Origin of the sequence: Chitinophaga pinensis DSM 2588, from assembly GCF_000024005.1 — a bacterium.
In the GTDB taxonomy this organism is placed as follows: Bacteria; Bacteroidota; Bacteroidia; order Chitinophagales; family Chitinophagaceae; genus Chitinophaga; species Chitinophaga pinensis.
This window is the reverse complement of sequence record NC_013132.1, coordinates 3,763,434-3,779,941: the sequence shown is the minus strand read 5'-3', so window position 1 is coordinate 3,779,941 and position 16,508 is coordinate 3,763,434. Positions and strand designations below refer to the sequence as shown.

General features: G+C 44.3%; 13 protein-coding genes and 1 pseudogene. 4 read left to right on the top strand and 10 right to left on the bottom strand.

What is annotated here, in order from left to right; genetic code table 11:
* The first annotated feature begins 215 nt into the window (after window positions 1-215).
* The 4 genes and pseudogenes from CPIN_RS39530 to CPIN_RS15250 all read left to right on the top strand — a co-directional run.
* Complete coding sequence (locus tag CPIN_RS39530) at window positions 216-1,046, top strand: peptidase associated/transthyretin-like domain-containing protein (protein ID WP_071820375.1); 831 nt, start codon at window positions 216-218, stop codon at window positions 1,044-1,046.
* Window positions 995-1,513: a helix-turn-helix domain-containing protein gene (locus CPIN_RS15260; protein WP_336469982.1), complete on the top strand. Its 519-nt coding sequence runs from the start codon at window positions 995-997 to the stop codon at window positions 1,511-1,513. Before CPIN_RS39530 ends, CPIN_RS15260 begins: the two co-directional genes overlap by 52 nt.
* A gap of 117 nt (window positions 1,514-1,630) precedes the next feature.
* Window positions 1,631-2,047 carry an SDR family oxidoreductase gene (locus CPIN_RS15255; protein WP_052306809.1) on the top strand — a complete coding sequence of 139 codons (417 nt, stop codon included), beginning with the start codon at window positions 1,631-1,633 and terminating at the stop codon, window positions 2,045-2,047.
* Window positions 2,023-2,259, top strand: a pseudogene (locus CPIN_RS15250) (helix-turn-helix domain-containing protein); the annotation flags it as partial. The gene CPIN_RS15255 and the pseudogene CPIN_RS15250, both read left to right, overlap by 25 nt.
* 18 nt (window positions 2,260-2,277) lie before the next feature.
* Here CPIN_RS15250 and CPIN_RS15245 read toward each other — a convergent pair.
* The 10 genes from CPIN_RS15245 to CPIN_RS15200 all read right to left on the bottom strand — a co-directional run bounded on the left by CPIN_RS15245 (window position 2,278) and on the right by CPIN_RS15200 (window position 16,500).
* Complete coding sequence (locus CPIN_RS15245; RefSeq protein WP_044218798.1) at window positions 2,278-2,625, bottom strand: bleomycin resistance protein; 348 nt, start codon at window positions 2,623-2,625, stop codon at window positions 2,278-2,280.
* 80 nt (window positions 2,626-2,705) lie between these two features.
* Window positions 2,706-3,266 carry a Crp/Fnr family transcriptional regulator gene (locus CPIN_RS15240; protein WP_012790706.1) on the bottom strand — a complete coding sequence of 187 codons (561 nt, stop codon included), beginning with the start codon at window positions 3,264-3,266 and terminating at the stop codon, window positions 2,706-2,708.
* Between the two features lie 54 nt (window positions 3,267-3,320).
* Window positions 3,321-4,850 carry a tetratricopeptide repeat protein gene (locus CPIN_RS15235; RefSeq protein ID WP_044218793.1) on the bottom strand — a complete coding sequence of 510 codons (1,530 nt, stop codon included), beginning with the start codon at window positions 4,848-4,850 and terminating at the stop codon, window positions 3,321-3,323.
* Window positions 4,851-5,186: 336 nt separating this feature from the next.
* Window positions 5,187-8,000 (bottom strand): M16 family metallopeptidase, encoded by a 2,814-nt coding sequence (locus CPIN_RS15230; RefSeq protein ID WP_012790704.1) that lies wholly within the window; start codon window positions 7,998-8,000, stop codon window positions 5,187-5,189.
* A 50-nt stretch (window positions 8,001-8,050) separates the two neighbouring features.
* Window positions 8,051-9,364 (bottom strand): MutS-related protein, encoded by a 1,314-nt coding sequence (locus CPIN_RS15225; RefSeq protein WP_012790703.1) that lies wholly within the window; start codon window positions 9,362-9,364, stop codon window positions 8,051-8,053.
* Window positions 9,361-10,713 (bottom strand): MutS-related protein, encoded by a 1,353-nt coding sequence (locus tag CPIN_RS15220; protein ID WP_012790702.1) that lies wholly within the window; start codon window positions 10,711-10,713, stop codon window positions 9,361-9,363. The genes CPIN_RS15225 and CPIN_RS15220 overlap by 4 nt, the downstream gene beginning before the upstream one ends.
* A 14-nt stretch (window positions 10,714-10,727) precedes the next feature.
* The gene (locus CPIN_RS15215) at window positions 10,728-13,031 is read right to left on the bottom strand and encodes a Gldg family protein (protein ID WP_012790701.1); all 2,304 of its coding nucleotides are present in this window, start codon (window positions 13,029-13,031) and stop codon (window positions 10,728-10,730) included.
* 21 nt (window positions 13,032-13,052) lie between these two features.
* Window positions 13,053-13,982, bottom strand: a complete 930-nt coding sequence (locus tag CPIN_RS15210; protein ID WP_012790700.1) for an ABC transporter ATP-binding protein — start codon at window positions 13,980-13,982, stop codon at window positions 13,053-13,055.
* Window positions 13,983-14,121: 139 nt separating this feature from the next.
* Window positions 14,122-15,045 (bottom strand): hypothetical protein, encoded by a 924-nt coding sequence (locus CPIN_RS15205; protein ID WP_012790699.1) that lies wholly within the window; start codon window positions 15,043-15,045, stop codon window positions 14,122-14,124.
* 27 nt (window positions 15,046-15,072) lie between these two features.
* Complete coding sequence (locus CPIN_RS15200; RefSeq protein ID WP_012790698.1) at window positions 15,073-16,500, bottom strand: RagB/SusD family nutrient uptake outer membrane protein; 1,428 nt, start codon at window positions 16,498-16,500, stop codon at window positions 15,073-15,075.
* Between the last annotated feature and the right edge of the window lie 8 nt (window positions 16,501-16,508).

Sequence of the window (16,508 nt, the reverse complement as noted above, 5' to 3'; positions counted from 1 at the left end):
AACAACCTGCATGAAAAAGGTATCCATATTTATAATTATAACCCTGGGTATCCTTGCCATTATTGCACTGGAGGGCAGGGCTTTACATCAACTGCGAACGGAACGAACGGGTGCCAGCCCCGCAATGCTTCCATTTTACCTGCTCTGTGTCGGATCCGAGTGGGTGATACCCGCTGAGAGTAAGCCATCCCACCAACACGCTGAGATTTAACCTTATGAAAAAAATTCTTTTGATTGTCATCCTGGTAATAGCCGGGTCAGGCACTATTTATGCCCAACAGGTTTCAGGAAAGATCACCATTAAAACAACGGAAACCAACGGGCACCCCATTCCTTTCGCCAATGTACTATTACGGAAAGCGAAGGATTCCTCTCTTGTAAAAGGTGAACTGAGCTCCCAGGAAGGAAGCGCCACCTTTGATAAAGTAGAGGCAGGCCGTTATTTTATCCAGGCCAATCTCATGGGATATACCAATGCCAGCACCTCGGTATTCAGCATTGACGCACAGCACAAACTGGTGCAGCTCCCTACGCTGACACTTTCTCCGGCCTCTAAAACACTGGAAGGCGTCACCGTATCTGCCCAGAAACCCTTCATTGAACGAAAGAACGGCGCTACCGTATTAAACGTGGAAAGCAGTCTGGCTGCCTCCGGCGGAACCGCCCTGGATGTACTGAAAAGAGCGCCGGGTGTACAGATCGACAAGGACGATAATGTGATCCTTCAGGGTAACCAGGGAGCGACCATTATGCTGGACGGCAAACTCACCTACCTCTCCGGCGAACAACTGGCTAACCTGCTGAGAAGTCTGCCGACTTTGACGAAGGCGGTTTGCTGTGTGCTTCTCCCGGACAGATCATCAATCATGGTGATGGAGACAACGCCGTATGTTCTCAATACACCCTACTGCTGCATCCGGATTTTCTCTGGAACTATCCGCTGGCTAAGAAGATCAAACACTACGGCTTCTTTTCCTATACAGCAAATGAGGCGTTGCATCTATCAGAAGAAGAAGTGGCCACGATCCTCTCTATCTTTGATTTGATCGATAAAGAACTAAATAGCAGGATTGACGAGTTTAGCCAGGATGTGATTGTATCTCATATTGACTCATTACTGAATTATGCAAACCGGTTTTATAAACGTCAGTTTATTACGCGAAAGGTAGTGAACAATGATCTGTTAACCAGGCTGGAACAGGAGATAGATACTTATTTCAATAATGACACCTCTGCCAGTCAGGGCTTACCCACCGTTCAATTTCTCGCGGAAAAACTACACTTGTCGCCCAGTTATCTAAGTGATATGCTGCGATCCCTGATAGGGCAAAATGCGCAACAGTACATTCATGAGAAGTTGGTAAATAAATCAAAGGAGTTATTGTCTACAACAAATCAGTCCGTATCGGAAATTGCTTTCCAGTTAGGATTTGAACACTCCCAATCGTTTAGCAAGTTTTTTAAGATGAAGGCGAAAGTATCTCCTTTACAATTCAGGCAATCGTTTAGTTGATACCGCCATAACAGATCGCATCACTTTTCCCTTACCTGCAATCCTGTTATGACAAACCCCAATTAGGTTAGTTTGCCGTTCCTCATGTTCCCGAATTTTGAGAAAAAATAAGGAACGATGAAGATTGTTATCACAGGCTCTCTGGGCAATATTGGTAAACCACTGACCGACAGATTAATCCGTCAGGGACATCAGGTCACTGTTATCAGCAGCAAAGCGGAACGCCAATCAGCGATTGAGGCAGCAGGTGCGCAGGCCGCAACAGGCACATTTTTCGATGTTGACTTTCTTACAGAAACCTTCAAAGGTGCTGATATTGTATACCTGATGGAAGCATGGGAAGGTATAGGCAGCATTTTCGACAAAGACATTGACTTTGTTGCCGCATTTGAACAAATCGGCAATAACTACAAAACAGCAGTCGGACAATCCGGCGTCAAGCGCATTGTACATCTCAGCAGCATTGGCGCTCATACAGATCAGGGAACAGGCAGCCTTTATCTCCACAACAGAACCTGTCGCCGGGTTATTTAGGCGATATGCTGCGTACATTAACAGGACAGAATGTACAACAGCTGATTCACGGTAAACTGGTTGAAAAAGCAAAAGAAATATTATCTACTTCAGATTTGTCTGTCGCAGAAATCGCCTATCAACTGGGCTTTGAACATCCACAGTCTTTCAGCCGGCTCTTTAAGACAAAAACCAGTTACTCTCCACTGGCGTTCAGACAATCTTTCTTATAGTCAATAGTGATTCTTTTCTTACTGTCCGAAGGTCAGTAAATTATTATCCGGATCCAGCATGGCAAACTCCTTTTGTCCCCATGGTTTTACCTGGAGATGTCCATTAGGATGGATAGGCAAACCTTTGTCCAGCATAGATTGGTATAAACCGGCGATATCATTTGTCCTGATATAGATCTGCCCGTAATTGGATGCAGGATCGAGCTCTTTGTATTCGAAAAAATGCAGTTGGATCTGGTCTTTCTGTACCATCAGGTAACCATCATAATCTCCACCAAAGCGCTCAAATCCTAGTTTATTGATATAAAAATCTATTGTAGCCCTTTTATCCCTCATGGGCAATTTTGGGTGAACGGCGGTCATCATAAGTGAAGCTATTTGATAAAATACTCCGGCAAATATGGCATTCTTCTCTCAGATTACAACTTGATTAGCATCAAGAAATGTTACTGCGCAGCCCGGATACGGCTAAGCGTCTCGGGGGTGATCTTCAGATAGGAAGCAATGAATTTCAATGGAAAAGTCCGGATGATAGTTGGTTTGTGTGTCATCAGGTGATTATATTTCTCTTTCGGAGACATTCGCTGGTCATAAAAACCTACACGAAACCAACCCGGTTGTAAGATCTTACCCAACTGAAAAAATACCGGAGAAATACCGATCAGCTGATGTAGGGTATGGATGCTTAATGTCAACACTTCACAATCTGCAAAGGCTTTTATAGGATGTTCAGCCGCTTGCTGCAAAAAGAAGCTGGACGGACTGACGACGCAATCATAGGCGCAATAGAGCTCAATGATATTTTCATCTGTATCTTCAGTATAGGACTCATAACAAGACCCAGTCAGCAGGAAGCTGATGGCATTGCAGATGGCTCCCTGTTGCAGGATATAATCATTCTTAGCGATATACCGGTGGCTGCATTTTGATGCAATGAGTTCCAGTTCGGCAGGAGAAAATGTACCGATGTCCTGTAAACACCTTTGCAAGGCCATTATTTGATCCATATGCAATGATAATAGCTGGCGGGCAAATGCAGAAATGAATTATTGACCTGCCTATCATTCCACCGCTCCTGCCTTCTTAAAATCAGCGGCTGCCAGGTCTTTTTTTCCCATCTGCTCATACACCTTGCCCCGTTCCTTATATACGTCCACATCATTCGGGTCCAGCTCAATCGCCTGGGTATAATCTTTAATAGCCGCCTTATAATTGTTCAGGTACTTATACGCCAATGCGCGATTAACATATATCGTCTTACTGCCAGGATCCAGTTTGATGGAAGTGCTAAAATCCTGGACGGCCTGTTTATAATCTGCTTGTAAAGCATAGGCCAGTCCGCGAACCGCATAACTTTCTGCTTCTTTTGGCGCCAGATCGATCGCCTTGCTGATATCAGCAATGGCTAATGCAGGCTTATTGACGTATGTATAAAGATTCCCCCGGTAGCGATAGGCAACTGCATTAGGCGGACCTTTGGTGATTAAGGTAGTAAAATCTGCTATAGCCGGTTCATATGCGCCCCACTGGTAGTAGGCCAGCCCACGATTATAATAGTGCTGCAAAGCATCCGGGTCGATTTTAATCGCGGCTGACAAATCAGCGATTGCTGATTCCAGTTGCTTTGTTTCTATATACAATGCACCCCGGTAACCCAATGCAAGCGATGACTGCGGATCGAGTGTGATTGCGCTTGTAAAGTCAGCAATAGCGGAGTCTGTCTTATTAAGTTTTGCATACAGGTAGCCGCGATCCCGAAAAGCAGCGCTGTTCCCGGGAAACAGCGTAATCACTTTTGTATAATCACGAATCGTCAATGCATACTTTTCTTCAAGCGTTGAATAAGTTGTACCCTGGGTAGCATAGAATTCTGTGAACGGTTGTTCTTCTATATACTGTTCCGTCGTATCCGAGATATCATCAGCAGGAGCTGAACTTTGTTTAGGTCCTTTCCCCTGCAGATAAAGATTTTGCAGACCGTAATAGGCTTCTGTATTATCCGGATCGAGTGCGATTGCTTTCTTATAATCCTTTACCGCCTGTTTATTTTTCTCCCGGCTCTCATAGGCGCGCGCCCGTTGTAAATAAGCACTATCATCCTTAGGATCCTTTCCTATTTTCTTCGTATAATCCCGGATCACCGATTTATCTGATACCGCATTCTGAGCGCCGGACAAATCCCCTCCTTTTGCATTTAGTGCAATGGCCCTTGAGAAGTCATTAAAAGATAATTCCGGGACGTTAATTTTCGTATAAAGATATCCCCGGAGACAATAAGCCCAGGCATAGTTTCCATTGAGATCAAGCGCCTTATTCAGGGCAACAAATGCATTTTTATCATTCTCCTTCCGGATATAGGCAAATCCAAGGTTTGCATATGCGGAGTCAGTGGGATGAATGGCGATCGCCGCTGTAAAACTCTGAATGGCGGCATTATAATCCTTCTCTTTGAGGTAGCTCTTTCCCTCAGCATAATACGCAGTTGATCTGCTATGCACCAATAATGAATCTGTCTGGCCGTAAGCCATTGTTGTAGTCAGCAGTAAAAGTCCTGATATATTTCTTACTAGTTTGAGCGGTATGTATTTCATACGACGTATAGCTTGGGTTAACAAAATCGAACGTCCACTAACTACATAAATCGAACCAAAATGAAAACGGCAGCGTTTGACAGACAGGGAGATGATATCCATAAAAAAAGCGCACATTCGTGCGCTTCAAGTGTTCCCAGGCATTAAAAAGCCAAAACAGATTGCTATAATATTTCAGATCATCACTCGTTTACCTAAAAATGATCAACATAGTCTCAACACTTCAACATATTATTATCATTCTCTTTAAAAACCTATCAATTCCTCTTTCAAAAAGCCAGGATGCCGCCCAACAATACAAACGGCATCCTGGAATATACATTCACACAACCTTAACTATTTCGCCTCTGCCTTCTCCGGCAATGCTACAAACTGGATTACATTCTCACCGTTCAGGTACTTAGTGGCAGCCGACTTAACAGAATTACCCGTAATCTGCTTGAGTCTCTTTTCCACATCAGGTAATGCTTTCAGTTCTTCCTCTCTTTCCAGTCTGCCTGCAATGTATTGCAACCAGAATTCATTGCTTTTTACCTGCAGTTCAATCTGCGTTCTGTATCCGGCTTTAAACTTCTTCAATTCATCGCTGGTAGCGCCTTTGCTTTGCAGATCGGCGATATCCTGTGCTACCAGGCCTACCAGGTGGTCTACATGCTCTGGTGCGCAACCAAAAGAAACGTTGATAGCAAATCGCTGATCAGGCTCTTTCATCATGCTACCCTGGGCAGATGGCGTATACACCTCTCCTGCTTTCTCTCTCAGGCTGGTCAGCAATCTGTATTGCAATACTTCTGTCAGCGCCTGCAGTTGCAGGTTTTCTTCAGCACTGTATGCACATTCGCCGTTGTATACCAGCAACACCGTAGCTTTATTACCTTTCCCTTTTTCTACTACTTTTACCAGTTTGCCTTTCGGTACCTCTCCGTGAAGGATGACACCTTTCTCTTTCAGGTTTAATGCAGGCAATGCACCGAGATAACGCTCCAACAGGGGCTGAATGCTATCTGCATTGAAGTTACCGACAAACACGAAATTCGCCTGAGAAGCATCTGCAAACCTGTCTTTATAGATAGCCAACGCTTTATCAAGGCTGATACTATCCAGTCTTTCCAGTGTAACCGGACTTGTACGATAGCTATAACCACTCAGTACAGCACTAACGGTATCTCTGAACACATTGTTAGGATCATCATACCTGTTTCTAACCGCTTCTTTAGAACGGGCAATCGCGTTGCTGAATAAAACAGGGTCTTTACGTGGCGCTGTGTAGCGCATGTAAATCAGCTGTAATGCCGTTTCAAGATCTTCTGTTCTGCAACCACCGTTGATACCCTGGCTACGACCACCGATATATGCACCTACAGCTGCTGATTTTCCGTTCAGCATTTTTGATAACTGAACAGGAGAATATTCGCCCAAACCGCTACCACCGATAATACCGATCGTATTGGCGGCTGTCGGAAATTCTTCATTGGAATATTTATTGATACCTCCCGGTGCAAAAGACATGAACTGAATCTGGTCATTGGCATAGTTGGTCGACTTCAGCCACACCTTGATACCATTGCTCAGCGTCAGCTGTTTGATATCCAATGCGGCAACAGCAGACTGAGACACGACTTTACCACCTGCAGGAATGGTTTTCAGCAACACACTGGTAGCGGTAGAATCGTTATAAGGCTTAATAGCGGCAACGGCCATTTTATTAAACCATCCTTCGATAGTAGCGGAATCAGGCAGATTACCTTGTTCCTTTTCAGGCGCTACCAGGAAGATGTCCCTGTTGGTAGTCGTAATGAAATGCGTACCTACCTCTTTGATATCCGCTAAGGTGATACCGGGCAATGTCGCTTTCACGAAATCATATTCCCAGTCGAAACCAGGTGCAGCAGCACCATCCAGGAACAAACGCTGATATTCCGATACATAACTGCTGGAAGGCGTTTTGCTTTTTTCCTGTTTAGCGGCATCCATGCTTGTCGCATAGGCCAGCTTCACCCTGTCTAATTCAGCCTGGGTAAAACCATCACGTTTTACCTGTTCTATCAACTGCCAGGTATCTGTGAAAGCTTCCTGCAGTTTACCAGGTTTGGCTGTAATGGAGAAAGTGAATTGCTCCAGACCACCGGAGAAACCACCAACACCCGCTTTAACACCCAGATATGGAGGATTTTCCTGCTGGCTTAACTCTCCGATTCTATGACTCAGCATCTGATTAAACAGGGATGTTTTCATGGCATTCCTGTAATCGGCAGTGGTGATCAGTTTGGAACCCGGATGTTTTACCAGCAACTCAAGTTCTGTTGCTGTCAGTTCGGGATCCGTAATCGTTCTGAACTGATTTTTGCCTGTCAGCTCGATTTTATATTCCGGACGTGGACGCTCATTAGCCGGATTCTTCAGATCAGCAAACTGTTTCCTGATCTGTTTTTCAACAGCATCCACATTAATGTCGCCTACCACTATCAGGGCCTGCAGATTGGGTCTGTACCAGTCCTTGTAAAAACGGTGGATAGCGGCTACCGGGAAGTGCTTCAGAACAGTGTCAGTACCAATAGGTTGTCTGACAGCATATCTTGAATTATTGAACAATACCGGAATAGTCTGTTGTTGTATTCTGTTACCAACGCCCTCCTGTAATCTTTTCTCTTCCAGGATAACGCCTCTTTCCTTATCTACATCATCCGCATCCAGGATCGCTTCCTGTGCCCAGTCACGCATGATATTCAGTCCTTTACCTACCATAGCGGGATTGTCAGTAGGAATAGGCAACTGGTATACGGTTTCATCAAAAGAGGTATAAGCATTCAGGTCTGCACCAAATCTTACACCTGCTTTCTGTAGATAATCAATCAGGTCATTCTTCTTAAAATGCGTGGTACCGTTGAAGTTCATGTGCTCCATGAAGTGTGCCAGACCCAGTTGGTCTTCATCTTCTAAAATGGAACCTACTTTATTTACCAGGTAAAAGAACGCTCTTTTTTCCGGCTCTGCATTTCTGCGGATATAATAGGTAAATCCGTTTGGCAACTTACCTGTACGAACTGCGGTATCAAGAGGCATAGGCTGGCCCTGCTGTTGCGCAAAAGCTGCTTTTCCATTTACCAGCAACAGCATTAACCCTGCTGCAGCCCAATGGCGATAGTGCATAATTTGTTTTTTTTGTTGTAACATCCCCCCTCAGGGATTATCAATTTAGACTATAACATATCCAGTATTCCTTCATTCTCAATAATGATCATGCCCTGTCTGTCAGTAGTAATACCTTTCTGCAGCTGATATGTATACTGCGGCACGTTATTGTTCATGATGGTTGGAAGGAATTCAAACGCGATCTGTGATCCACCATTATTCAATGCATGTCCGACTTCAAATATATGCGTGGAAATGATAAAGAAACAATTTGTAAAATCAGTGAACGCTTCAGTTACCGCCAGGGTAGCGTCATAAGCATCTTTTACGTTTGTACCTTTGAACAGCTCATCAAAGATGACAAACAAAGATTTATCTGTAGCTACTTCTTCTGCTACCTTTTTCACGCGCAGTACTTCCGCATAGAAGTGACTATATCCTTTATTCAGGTCATCGGGCACATTCACGGAAGAATAAATACCATCCAATATAGAAAATTTCACTTCAGTGGCTGCTACCGGGAATCCCATATGCGCAAGATAAATGAGAATACCTGTCGACTTCATCAATGTTGACTTACCCGCCATGTTTGCACCGGTAAGAAACAGGACATTCGTACCGGCATTAAAGGACAATGAGTTAGCGACGCCCTTATCAAGCCCCGGATGTCTCAGTCCTTTAGCTTCCAGTATATTCCGATCCTTCGGTAATGCCTGTGCATAGGAGAAGCCTTTTGCCTTCGCTACGCCTGCTACTGCCAGGTACAGGTCTGTTTCATAGATCAGTTCAAGGAGCGTTTTCAGCTGACTACGAAATACGCCTGTCAGCATATGATGCAGCCGTACATTATCCATTAAAGACCTGGCAGGCTTAGAGAAATCTTTCAACCGGTCATCTGTAGTGATCGTGCGTACGATCTCTGACCATTTTACCCATGGCTGATCGTTATCGCGTCCTTCCTGCTCCAGCTGTTTGAGTAGCTTTTCACAGGCTTTTAATACGGAGATGCTGCTTTCTATACCTGTTAAGGTCAGGTCATAGGTATCATCTTTTACCAGTACTGATGCTACTTTCTTCCGGCTTAATTCCCATAATGCCATGATATAACTCCCGTCACCGCCTTCATCCATATAGGATTCCATACGTTCCAGCTGCTTTTCATCAAAAGGGAAGCTGACAGGATGTTGATTGAAATAGCGGAAAACAGCACTTCTGTTGTTGATCGCTTCCACATCCGATAAGGGATGCAGGAACATGGCATCCAGTAATTTCTCGGCGCCCCTGGTTTTTACCTGGTTAAAAAGACTGAAAACAGAACCAGGATTAAATTTACCTAACAAGGACAAATCGTCTAGCATTTGTTTGTCTGCAATAAAGCTCATGCGTTCTTATTTACTGTTTTTTTTCTCGCCAGGATATCCAGGATACCTTCGTTTTTAATAATTACCATACCATGTCTGTCAGCCGTAATACCTGATTGCAGCTTGTGCGTGTATACAGGTTTATTACCTTCCATCAGCGTCGGCAGAAATACGAAATTAATATTTGCACACTTTTCCCTCAATACATCACCCGCTTCAATAATGTGTGTAGACACTACAAACATGCAGTTCTTTCTGCGGGCAATTGCACTGGTAACGGCAATTGTAGCTTCATGTGCATCTTTTACGTTTGTTCCGCGGAACAGTTCATCAAAGATGACAAACAGGTATTTATCCCTGCTTAACTCCCTCGCCACGTTTTTGATACGCAGTACTTCCGCATAGAAGTGGCTGGCGCCCATGCTCAGGTTATCCGGCAGGTTGATGGTGGTGAAGATGCCATCTCTCACTGAAAACTCCATTTTTGAAGCGGGTACCGGGAATCCCATCTGCCCCAGGTACATACAGATACCCAGCGCCTTCATGAAAGTGGATTTACCCGCCATGTTCGCACCCGTCAGAAATATGACATTACTGGATGGTGAAATGTTGATGGTGTTCGCCACAGGCGTCGTTAGTGAAGGATGGTAAAAATCCTCCAGGATAACGGTTTGCTGTTCACGCGGCAAAGCGAGCGGGAAAGAGAATTGCTTCTCTGCCGCGATACGTGCTACAGAAATATAAACGTCTGTCTGATAAAGTAGCCGTAACAGCCTGTTCATAACATCCCGTTGCCGGAAGCGGAGTATTTTATCATACTCCGCCACCTTGGCAAAAGGTAATTTTTGTTTAGCTGGTTCCTGCAGGATCGCCTGTAGTTCATTCTCCTTCAGAAGTTCTTCTATAACGGCCAACTCTTTACTGTAAGGAGTGCCTGTCATCTGCCGGCGTATTGTATCGGCAAACTGAATAGTAGTCTGCAAGATCGCGATCAGGCTTTCCACACCTTTCTCAATCGCCTTATACGCATTGTCTCCTGCTATGAGCTGGTTTAATTTTCTCTTCAGATTGTCCTGTTGATCACTCAAACGGCTGCGTTCATCCGTATCCAGCAGATATTGTTCTGCACCGTCAAACCAGGTAGCGTCATAAGGAAACGCGATCCCGTTTGCTCCAAATAAACGGATAGTAGTACTACGTGCATTCACTGCATCTACTTCCGACAATGGATTACGGAACATTTCTTCCAGCAGCTCTGATCCTCCTCTTGTATGCGTACGGTTAAAGATGGAATATATACCACCGTTCGTACCGCTTTTACCGAAGATATTCAGATCATTCAGTGTTTGTTTATCCGTCATTAAGCCCATACCAGCAAATGTTTTTACTTTCTTTTTCTTCTGATCAATAAGATAGTGCTACCAATCAGCAAAATACCCGGAATAACCCACATGAGAAAGTATTTCAGTCCTTTTACACCTTCTTTGGTCAGGGAAATATCGTTATCAGTAGAAGGCGGACGACTTACATCTACCGGTACGGTGCCATAAGATAACCAATGGAACATGCCCGGGATCAATGAGAAGTTAGATGCGCCATAACGTCTGATTGGAGGATTCATACCACCGTTGCTGATACAATCGGCATCTCCCAGGATCATAATACGCTGTTCCTTGTTGCCTACTTTTCTTGACAAAGCATAGGCAGTTACAAAGCTGTCCACTTTTTCTCCGGCAGCAACATCTACGGAAGCAGAATCATTGACGAAGTCAATCGTTTTAACCTCATTCCATGTTTTCATGGTATCTACTGTCTGCAATACCGGAACTGCGTTAAAGCCTTTTTCAGGACTAAATACTAAACCCGCGCTTTTCACCATTCCTACATATCTGCGTTGTGCACGCATCAACTTGTATATCGGCGCAATTTTCTCTGCTGCTGGTGTAGCAACTGCCATTACAACGTTTGCCGCTACATCCTGTTTAGGCTGCACCAGCTGACCAGGAATAGTTTTAACACCGAACTGCTCAATGAAAGCTTCCATTACAGGAGAGCCTGGCTTTAAGGTAATAGCGAGGTTACCGCCATTAGCAATATATACGTCCAGTTTCTTTTTAGTAGCGCTATCCAATGCTTCTTTCATATCTGAGATAACGATGATATCGATACCCTTTGGAATCTCTTTATCACCTGTCAGGTCAAGAGCTTCCACATCACAACCCTGGTTAGTCAGTGCATAACGAAAGGTCTTTACAGAAGAGAAGAGTGTATAGTCTTTGATCCTGTCTCCTTCGATTCCTCTTTCTCCATGCCCCTGCAGGAAACCGATTTTAGGCAGCTTCATCACCATTCTCTTGAACATAGCCGTTACCTCGCCTTCATCCGGGAATTTCATCATATCCTCATAGATCCTCAGCCATGCTTTCTGCCCGTTACCTCTTTCTACTAAACGAACAAAGGTATTGCCCTCATCCGTCAGGTTGACCTGTTTCTTGATCTGCTCAGGCGTCAGGAACATATTGATATCCAGATCACGGATCTCTGCTTCCTTAGCAGCCATTTCAGCGAGCGTTTTATTCTTATAAACAAAATCCAGTCGTGGATTATTGCTTGGTTTATCGTAGTAGTAAACGTATTTCAGTTTGGTTTCCGGTTTGAAACGGATATACTGTTTTAGACGTTCCTTATCTTCATTTACCTGGCTTGGAATACCGTTGTAGTATTCTCTGTCGAGGATGTTCACATAAGTGGTGATAGTGAGGTCTCCATCGAGCTTAGCCATCACAGCCTGACTGTTGGGCGTCAGTGTATTACGTTTCGTCTCTGTCGTATCCCAATAAGCCATGAGCATAGGACGGGAAGTAGCATAGCCCACCAGCATCGCCCCAACCACCACTACTGCGTATCTCCCCCATACTACTGCAAAAGAAGCATGAGTACGGTTAGCCTGTAATTTCTGGATGCTCAGCGTGAGGAACATAGCGATAACTATCACAAAGTACAGTACATCTTCGCTACAGATCAATCCCATGATCATCTCATTACAACGACCGGAAATAGACAACCAGTAAGTAATATCACGAACAAAATCAATATCCTGCCCTACCTGTTTCATATAACTGAGTGCTGCCAGCAGCACCAGCGTTCCTAATGCAGCCACTACCTGATAGGAAGTAAGGCATGACATAAACAGGCCAATAGCCGCATACGCACACAGTAGCAGGTATAATGACAATAAGCCTGATAATACGGGAGCCAGTTCAAAGTTTTCTACGGTGCACATACCTATCACCACATATATCATCAGTATGCCGATCAGTATCAGACTGTAAAGCATCATGGCCGTGAATTTACCATAAATGATCTGTGCAGAGGTTACAGGTGAAGAGTACAATAATTTAATAGAACCACTGCTCAGTTCACGGCTCATCAGCCCCATGGTAAGCAACGGCATATACAGATATAGATACCCCTGAACGGTTGAAAATAAACCGAGCTGACCGGAGAAAATGCCTGCCGTAATAAAGTAGTTACCCAAACCAATGTTTTTAGCGCGAACAACCTCCTGCAGGTGCTCAGCAAAGGCCATTCCCGTCTGGAAAGTAAAAACTATCAATATCATCCAGGCGATCGGCGAATAGAACAAGGTGAACAATTCTGCCTTGGCGATCTTAAAAATACGTCTCATTTAATATCTTGTTATCGGATTTTACTTATTGTTTTTCTTTGACAGTCTGGCAAATACCTCATCAAGTGAGCTCTTTTCAATGATCAGTTCCATCAGTCCCCAATCCTGGCTCACACTGGCAGCAGCAAAGCGTTGTGGTGTTTTCTTTTCACCATCATAACCCAGACGGTATCTGAAAGGAGCAATCTGCTCTACGGATCTGATACCTTCCACGCTCATCAGTGCATCACTTACAGGAGGTGTATCCAGCGTGACTACAAGTGTATTGGGTTCTATGTAGTTATCAAACATTTCCAGTGAACCGGAGAATACCATCTGTCCTTCTTCGATCATTTTGATCTCTCTGCAGGTAGCCTGTACCTCTGTGAGAATGTGCGTAGAAAGCAGAACTGCACGGTCCAATGCGATCTGTTTGATCAGGTTACGTACTTCCACTATCTGATTCGGGTCGAGACCATTGGTAGGTTCGTCCAGTACGACAAACTTCGGGTTGTGTACGATCGCCTGTGCGATACCCACACGTTGCTGATAACCACCGGAGAGGTTACGTAAGAGACGCTCTCTGAAATGCGCTACGCCGCATCTTTCCAATGCATCGGCCACCGCTTTCTTTACCTGTGTTTTTTCTACCATTCTCAGTTCAGCACAGTAGGTCAGGTATTCCTCTACCGTAAAGTCGAGATACAGGGGCAGTTTCTGCGGCATAAAGCCAATATTGCGTTTAGCAGCTACAGGATTTTCTTTCAGGTTGACGCCATTGATAAATACTTCCCCTTTAGACTGCTTCAGCACCCCACAAATGATATTCATTGTGGTAGATTTACCAGCTCCGTTAGACCCTAATAGTCCGACTACTCCCTGGCTGCTGATCTCAAAATTTATATCTCTTACCGCCCACTGTGACGCGTACCGGTGAGATAAGTTTTCAACTTTTACGATAGTATGTTCCATTCATTACGGATTGTTTAATAAATAAAATAGCAGGCGTAAGCACGGCTTACACAATTACCAGCAACAATAAAAGATCTGGGAGTAACTAACTTCCAATTGCCCGGGGACTTAAACCCCGGACAATTGGAAGGGTTAGGGATCAATAAGTGGCGTTCGCGATGGCGCGTACGTCAATATTGAATTTTGACTTATAGTAGTTCACTAATAAGTCGAACTTCTGTTTGATCATAGGATATGAAAGATATGATGCCATCTGCGCGTCGGTACGTGTCAGGATAGCAAGAAGATAGGTCGTCTGATCATTGCTCTTGGCTTGCGGCCAGGAATAGGTTCCGTAGTACCACTCAGATGGATTTCCGTTTGGCAAATAAGAGGCTGGTAAGAATCCTCTTTGTCTGAATGCATCGACGTTAGCAGGGTTGGACGCATTGATCGGAGATGCCGGGTAAGTCACATAATCACTGATATCATAGAAAGCAGCGGGGAAATCCATGATCTTATTCTGGATATAGTAATTCCAGATGACCTGAATCAATATATTCCTTTTTGCCACTTTATCAGCTGATGACATGGTGCGCAGTGATGCGTTCATGCCGGCAAAGGCGATGGATTTTCCTATTACTTTGTAGTCGAAATAGAGGTATTCTCTTCCCGGCGGATATCCTACACGATACTGTTTAATAGTATCGGCCATAAATACGCGATAAGGGATACCCTGGGATTTTTTGAAGTCTTCAGGTAAAAACTTCAGCCAGATATCATCCAGGAATTGCAGCATATCCATGGTGTAGGCAGGATTTGCCAGCACGGCTGTATCAATTTTAGAATTTCCTCCACCCGTTGACGGCACCCACAGGAAGTCTTTCTGTGTGAAATTATAGAGGAAATAGGAACCGTAGGTATTGTAAAGGGATTGAATTTTATCATTGGCCTCCGCTGGTGCATCACCCTGTGGTAAAACATAATCTACCGGTACATCGATCTCGGGGCCGATAGCTACGTCCTTTTTGCAGGAATACAACACAACACTGCAAAGACAGGTGATAATAAATATATGCTTCATAGATGAATGAATTGCTTGTTAGTATTATTATTGTCCTACTCTGTCTGGCATCTGACCAGAAGGGTTCTGTTTAAGTGCCGAATTCTTCAATATCACACTTGTCGGAAAAGGCAATACATACATAGCATCGTTCTTAGTAAGCTTGTATTGTAAAACACTTTCCCCCAGATCATGCTGATAACGATGTTGGATCTCAGGCATACCATAACGACGCAGATCAAACCAACGGAAACCTTCGTATGCAAATTCCTTACGACGCTCATCCCGTACTGCCTGCAGCAAGGTTACCTTATCGGTGATCACTTCATCCGCATACCCCTCAATACGTTTACGCCGGAGATCATTCAGGTCTTTCAGGGCGCTACCCAGTTCACCCAGTTGCACATTGGCTTCTGCCCTGTTCAGCAAAGCTTCTGAAGAGCGTAAGGTTTGTGCCAGATCAAGTCCTGTAGGCAGCTTAGACACCAGTTGTACATTGGTATTTGTTTGCAGAGAAAAGCCGACCCTGTACCTGGCGTCGTTGCTATCGTAGGTGGACAGGAACCTTGCAGCAGGCACATAAGTACTCTGGTTAGGCTGTGTGTTGCCACCAAACAGCCACTCTACCTCAGCATTATTATAAGTAAGCCATGTACCAGACTCTGTAGCAAGCGTGGTCATGTCCAGTATCTTACCCCCCTCTTCAAACACCTTATTGGCTTCTGCCACACTTTCTTTCCATTTCTCCATAAAGAGATATACTCTTGACAATAAAATATGAATGGCAGGTTGATTGATATGATAATCTCTGCGCATAATCTGCAAGGGATCCATCAATGATGATGCTTCCAGCAGGTCATGTACGACCAGGTCATACACTTCTCCGACTGTGGCCTGCGGCAAGGGTGTTGACACGATGCCTGATGTCACCTTTAATGGTATACAAAGCGACTTTGGGTTGTAGTTATAAGGCTCTCCATATACATTTGCAAGCCGGAAATAATACATTGCCCGTACCGCCAGTGCCTCTGCTTTTACACGATCTTTTTCCTGCTGGGAACCGATAGATTTATCTATATTTTCCAATACAGCATTACAGCCTAATATTTTCGTGTAATACTGTGCATAGGCGGTAGCTGAAGGGTCTTCTGCAATCAGCACGCCCACGCCATTTATATCGGCCAGTTTAGGCTGCCAGGTATACCAGAGGTAGTTCACCTGTGCATCATAAGAACCTACTACATTAGATGGATCATTTGCATATTCCAGGAAGAAATCAACGTCATCATCCATGAAATAAAGAAAATTCAATGGCTCTGAATTAGTCATATATCCGGATCCAATCAGCAATTCTCTGAAATCTGTCGCCGTTTTAGGAATCACGTCACTCTGCGATTTCTCCTCCAAAAATTTTTTACAACTGCTCAAAGTAAGCAGACCGGCCAGACCGGCTATTAAAAATAACTTACGTTTCATGCGCTATA

Coding starts and splice junctions, on each gene's coding strand:
- CPIN_RS15215 (WP_012790701.1), bottom strand. CDS start 13,031: ATGAGACGTATTTTTAAGATCGCCAAGGCAGAATTGTTCACCTTGTTC.
- CPIN_RS15240 (WP_012790706.1), bottom strand. CDS start 3,266: ATGGATCAAATAATGGCCTTGCAAAGGTGTTTACAGGACATCGGTACA.
- CPIN_RS15245 (WP_044218798.1), bottom strand. CDS start 2,625: ATGATGACCGCCGTTCACCCAAAATTGCCCATGAGGGATAAAAGGGCT.
- CPIN_RS15230 (WP_012790704.1), bottom strand. CDS start 8,000: ATGCACTATCGCCATTGGGCTGCAGCAGGGTTAATGCTGTTGCTGGTA.
- CPIN_RS15210 (WP_012790700.1), bottom strand. CDS start 13,982: ATGGAACATACTATCGTAAAAGTTGAAAACTTATCTCACCGGTACGCG.
- CPIN_RS15235 (WP_044218793.1), bottom strand. CDS start 4,850: ATGAAATACATACCGCTCAAACTAGTAAGAAATATATCAGGACTTTTA.
- CPIN_RS15220 (WP_012790702.1), bottom strand. CDS start 10,713: ATGGGCTTAATGACGGATAAACAAACACTGAATGATCTGAATATCTTC.
- CPIN_RS15255 (WP_052306809.1), top strand. CDS start 1,631: ATGAAGATTGTTATCACAGGCTCTCTGGGCAATATTGGTAAACCACTG.
- CPIN_RS15225 (WP_012790703.1), bottom strand. CDS start 9,364: ATGAGCTTTATTGCAGACAAACAAATGCTAGACGATTTGTCCTTGTTA.
- CPIN_RS39530 (WP_071820375.1), top strand. CDS start 216: ATGAAAAAAATTCTTTTGATTGTCATCCTGGTAATAGCCGGGTCAGGC.
- CPIN_RS15200 (WP_012790698.1), bottom strand. CDS start 16,500: ATGAAACGTAAGTTATTTTTAATAGCCGGTCTGGCCGGTCTGCTTACT.
- CPIN_RS15205 (WP_012790699.1), bottom strand. CDS start 15,045: ATGAAGCATATATTTATTATCACCTGTCTTTGCAGTGTTGTGTTGTAT.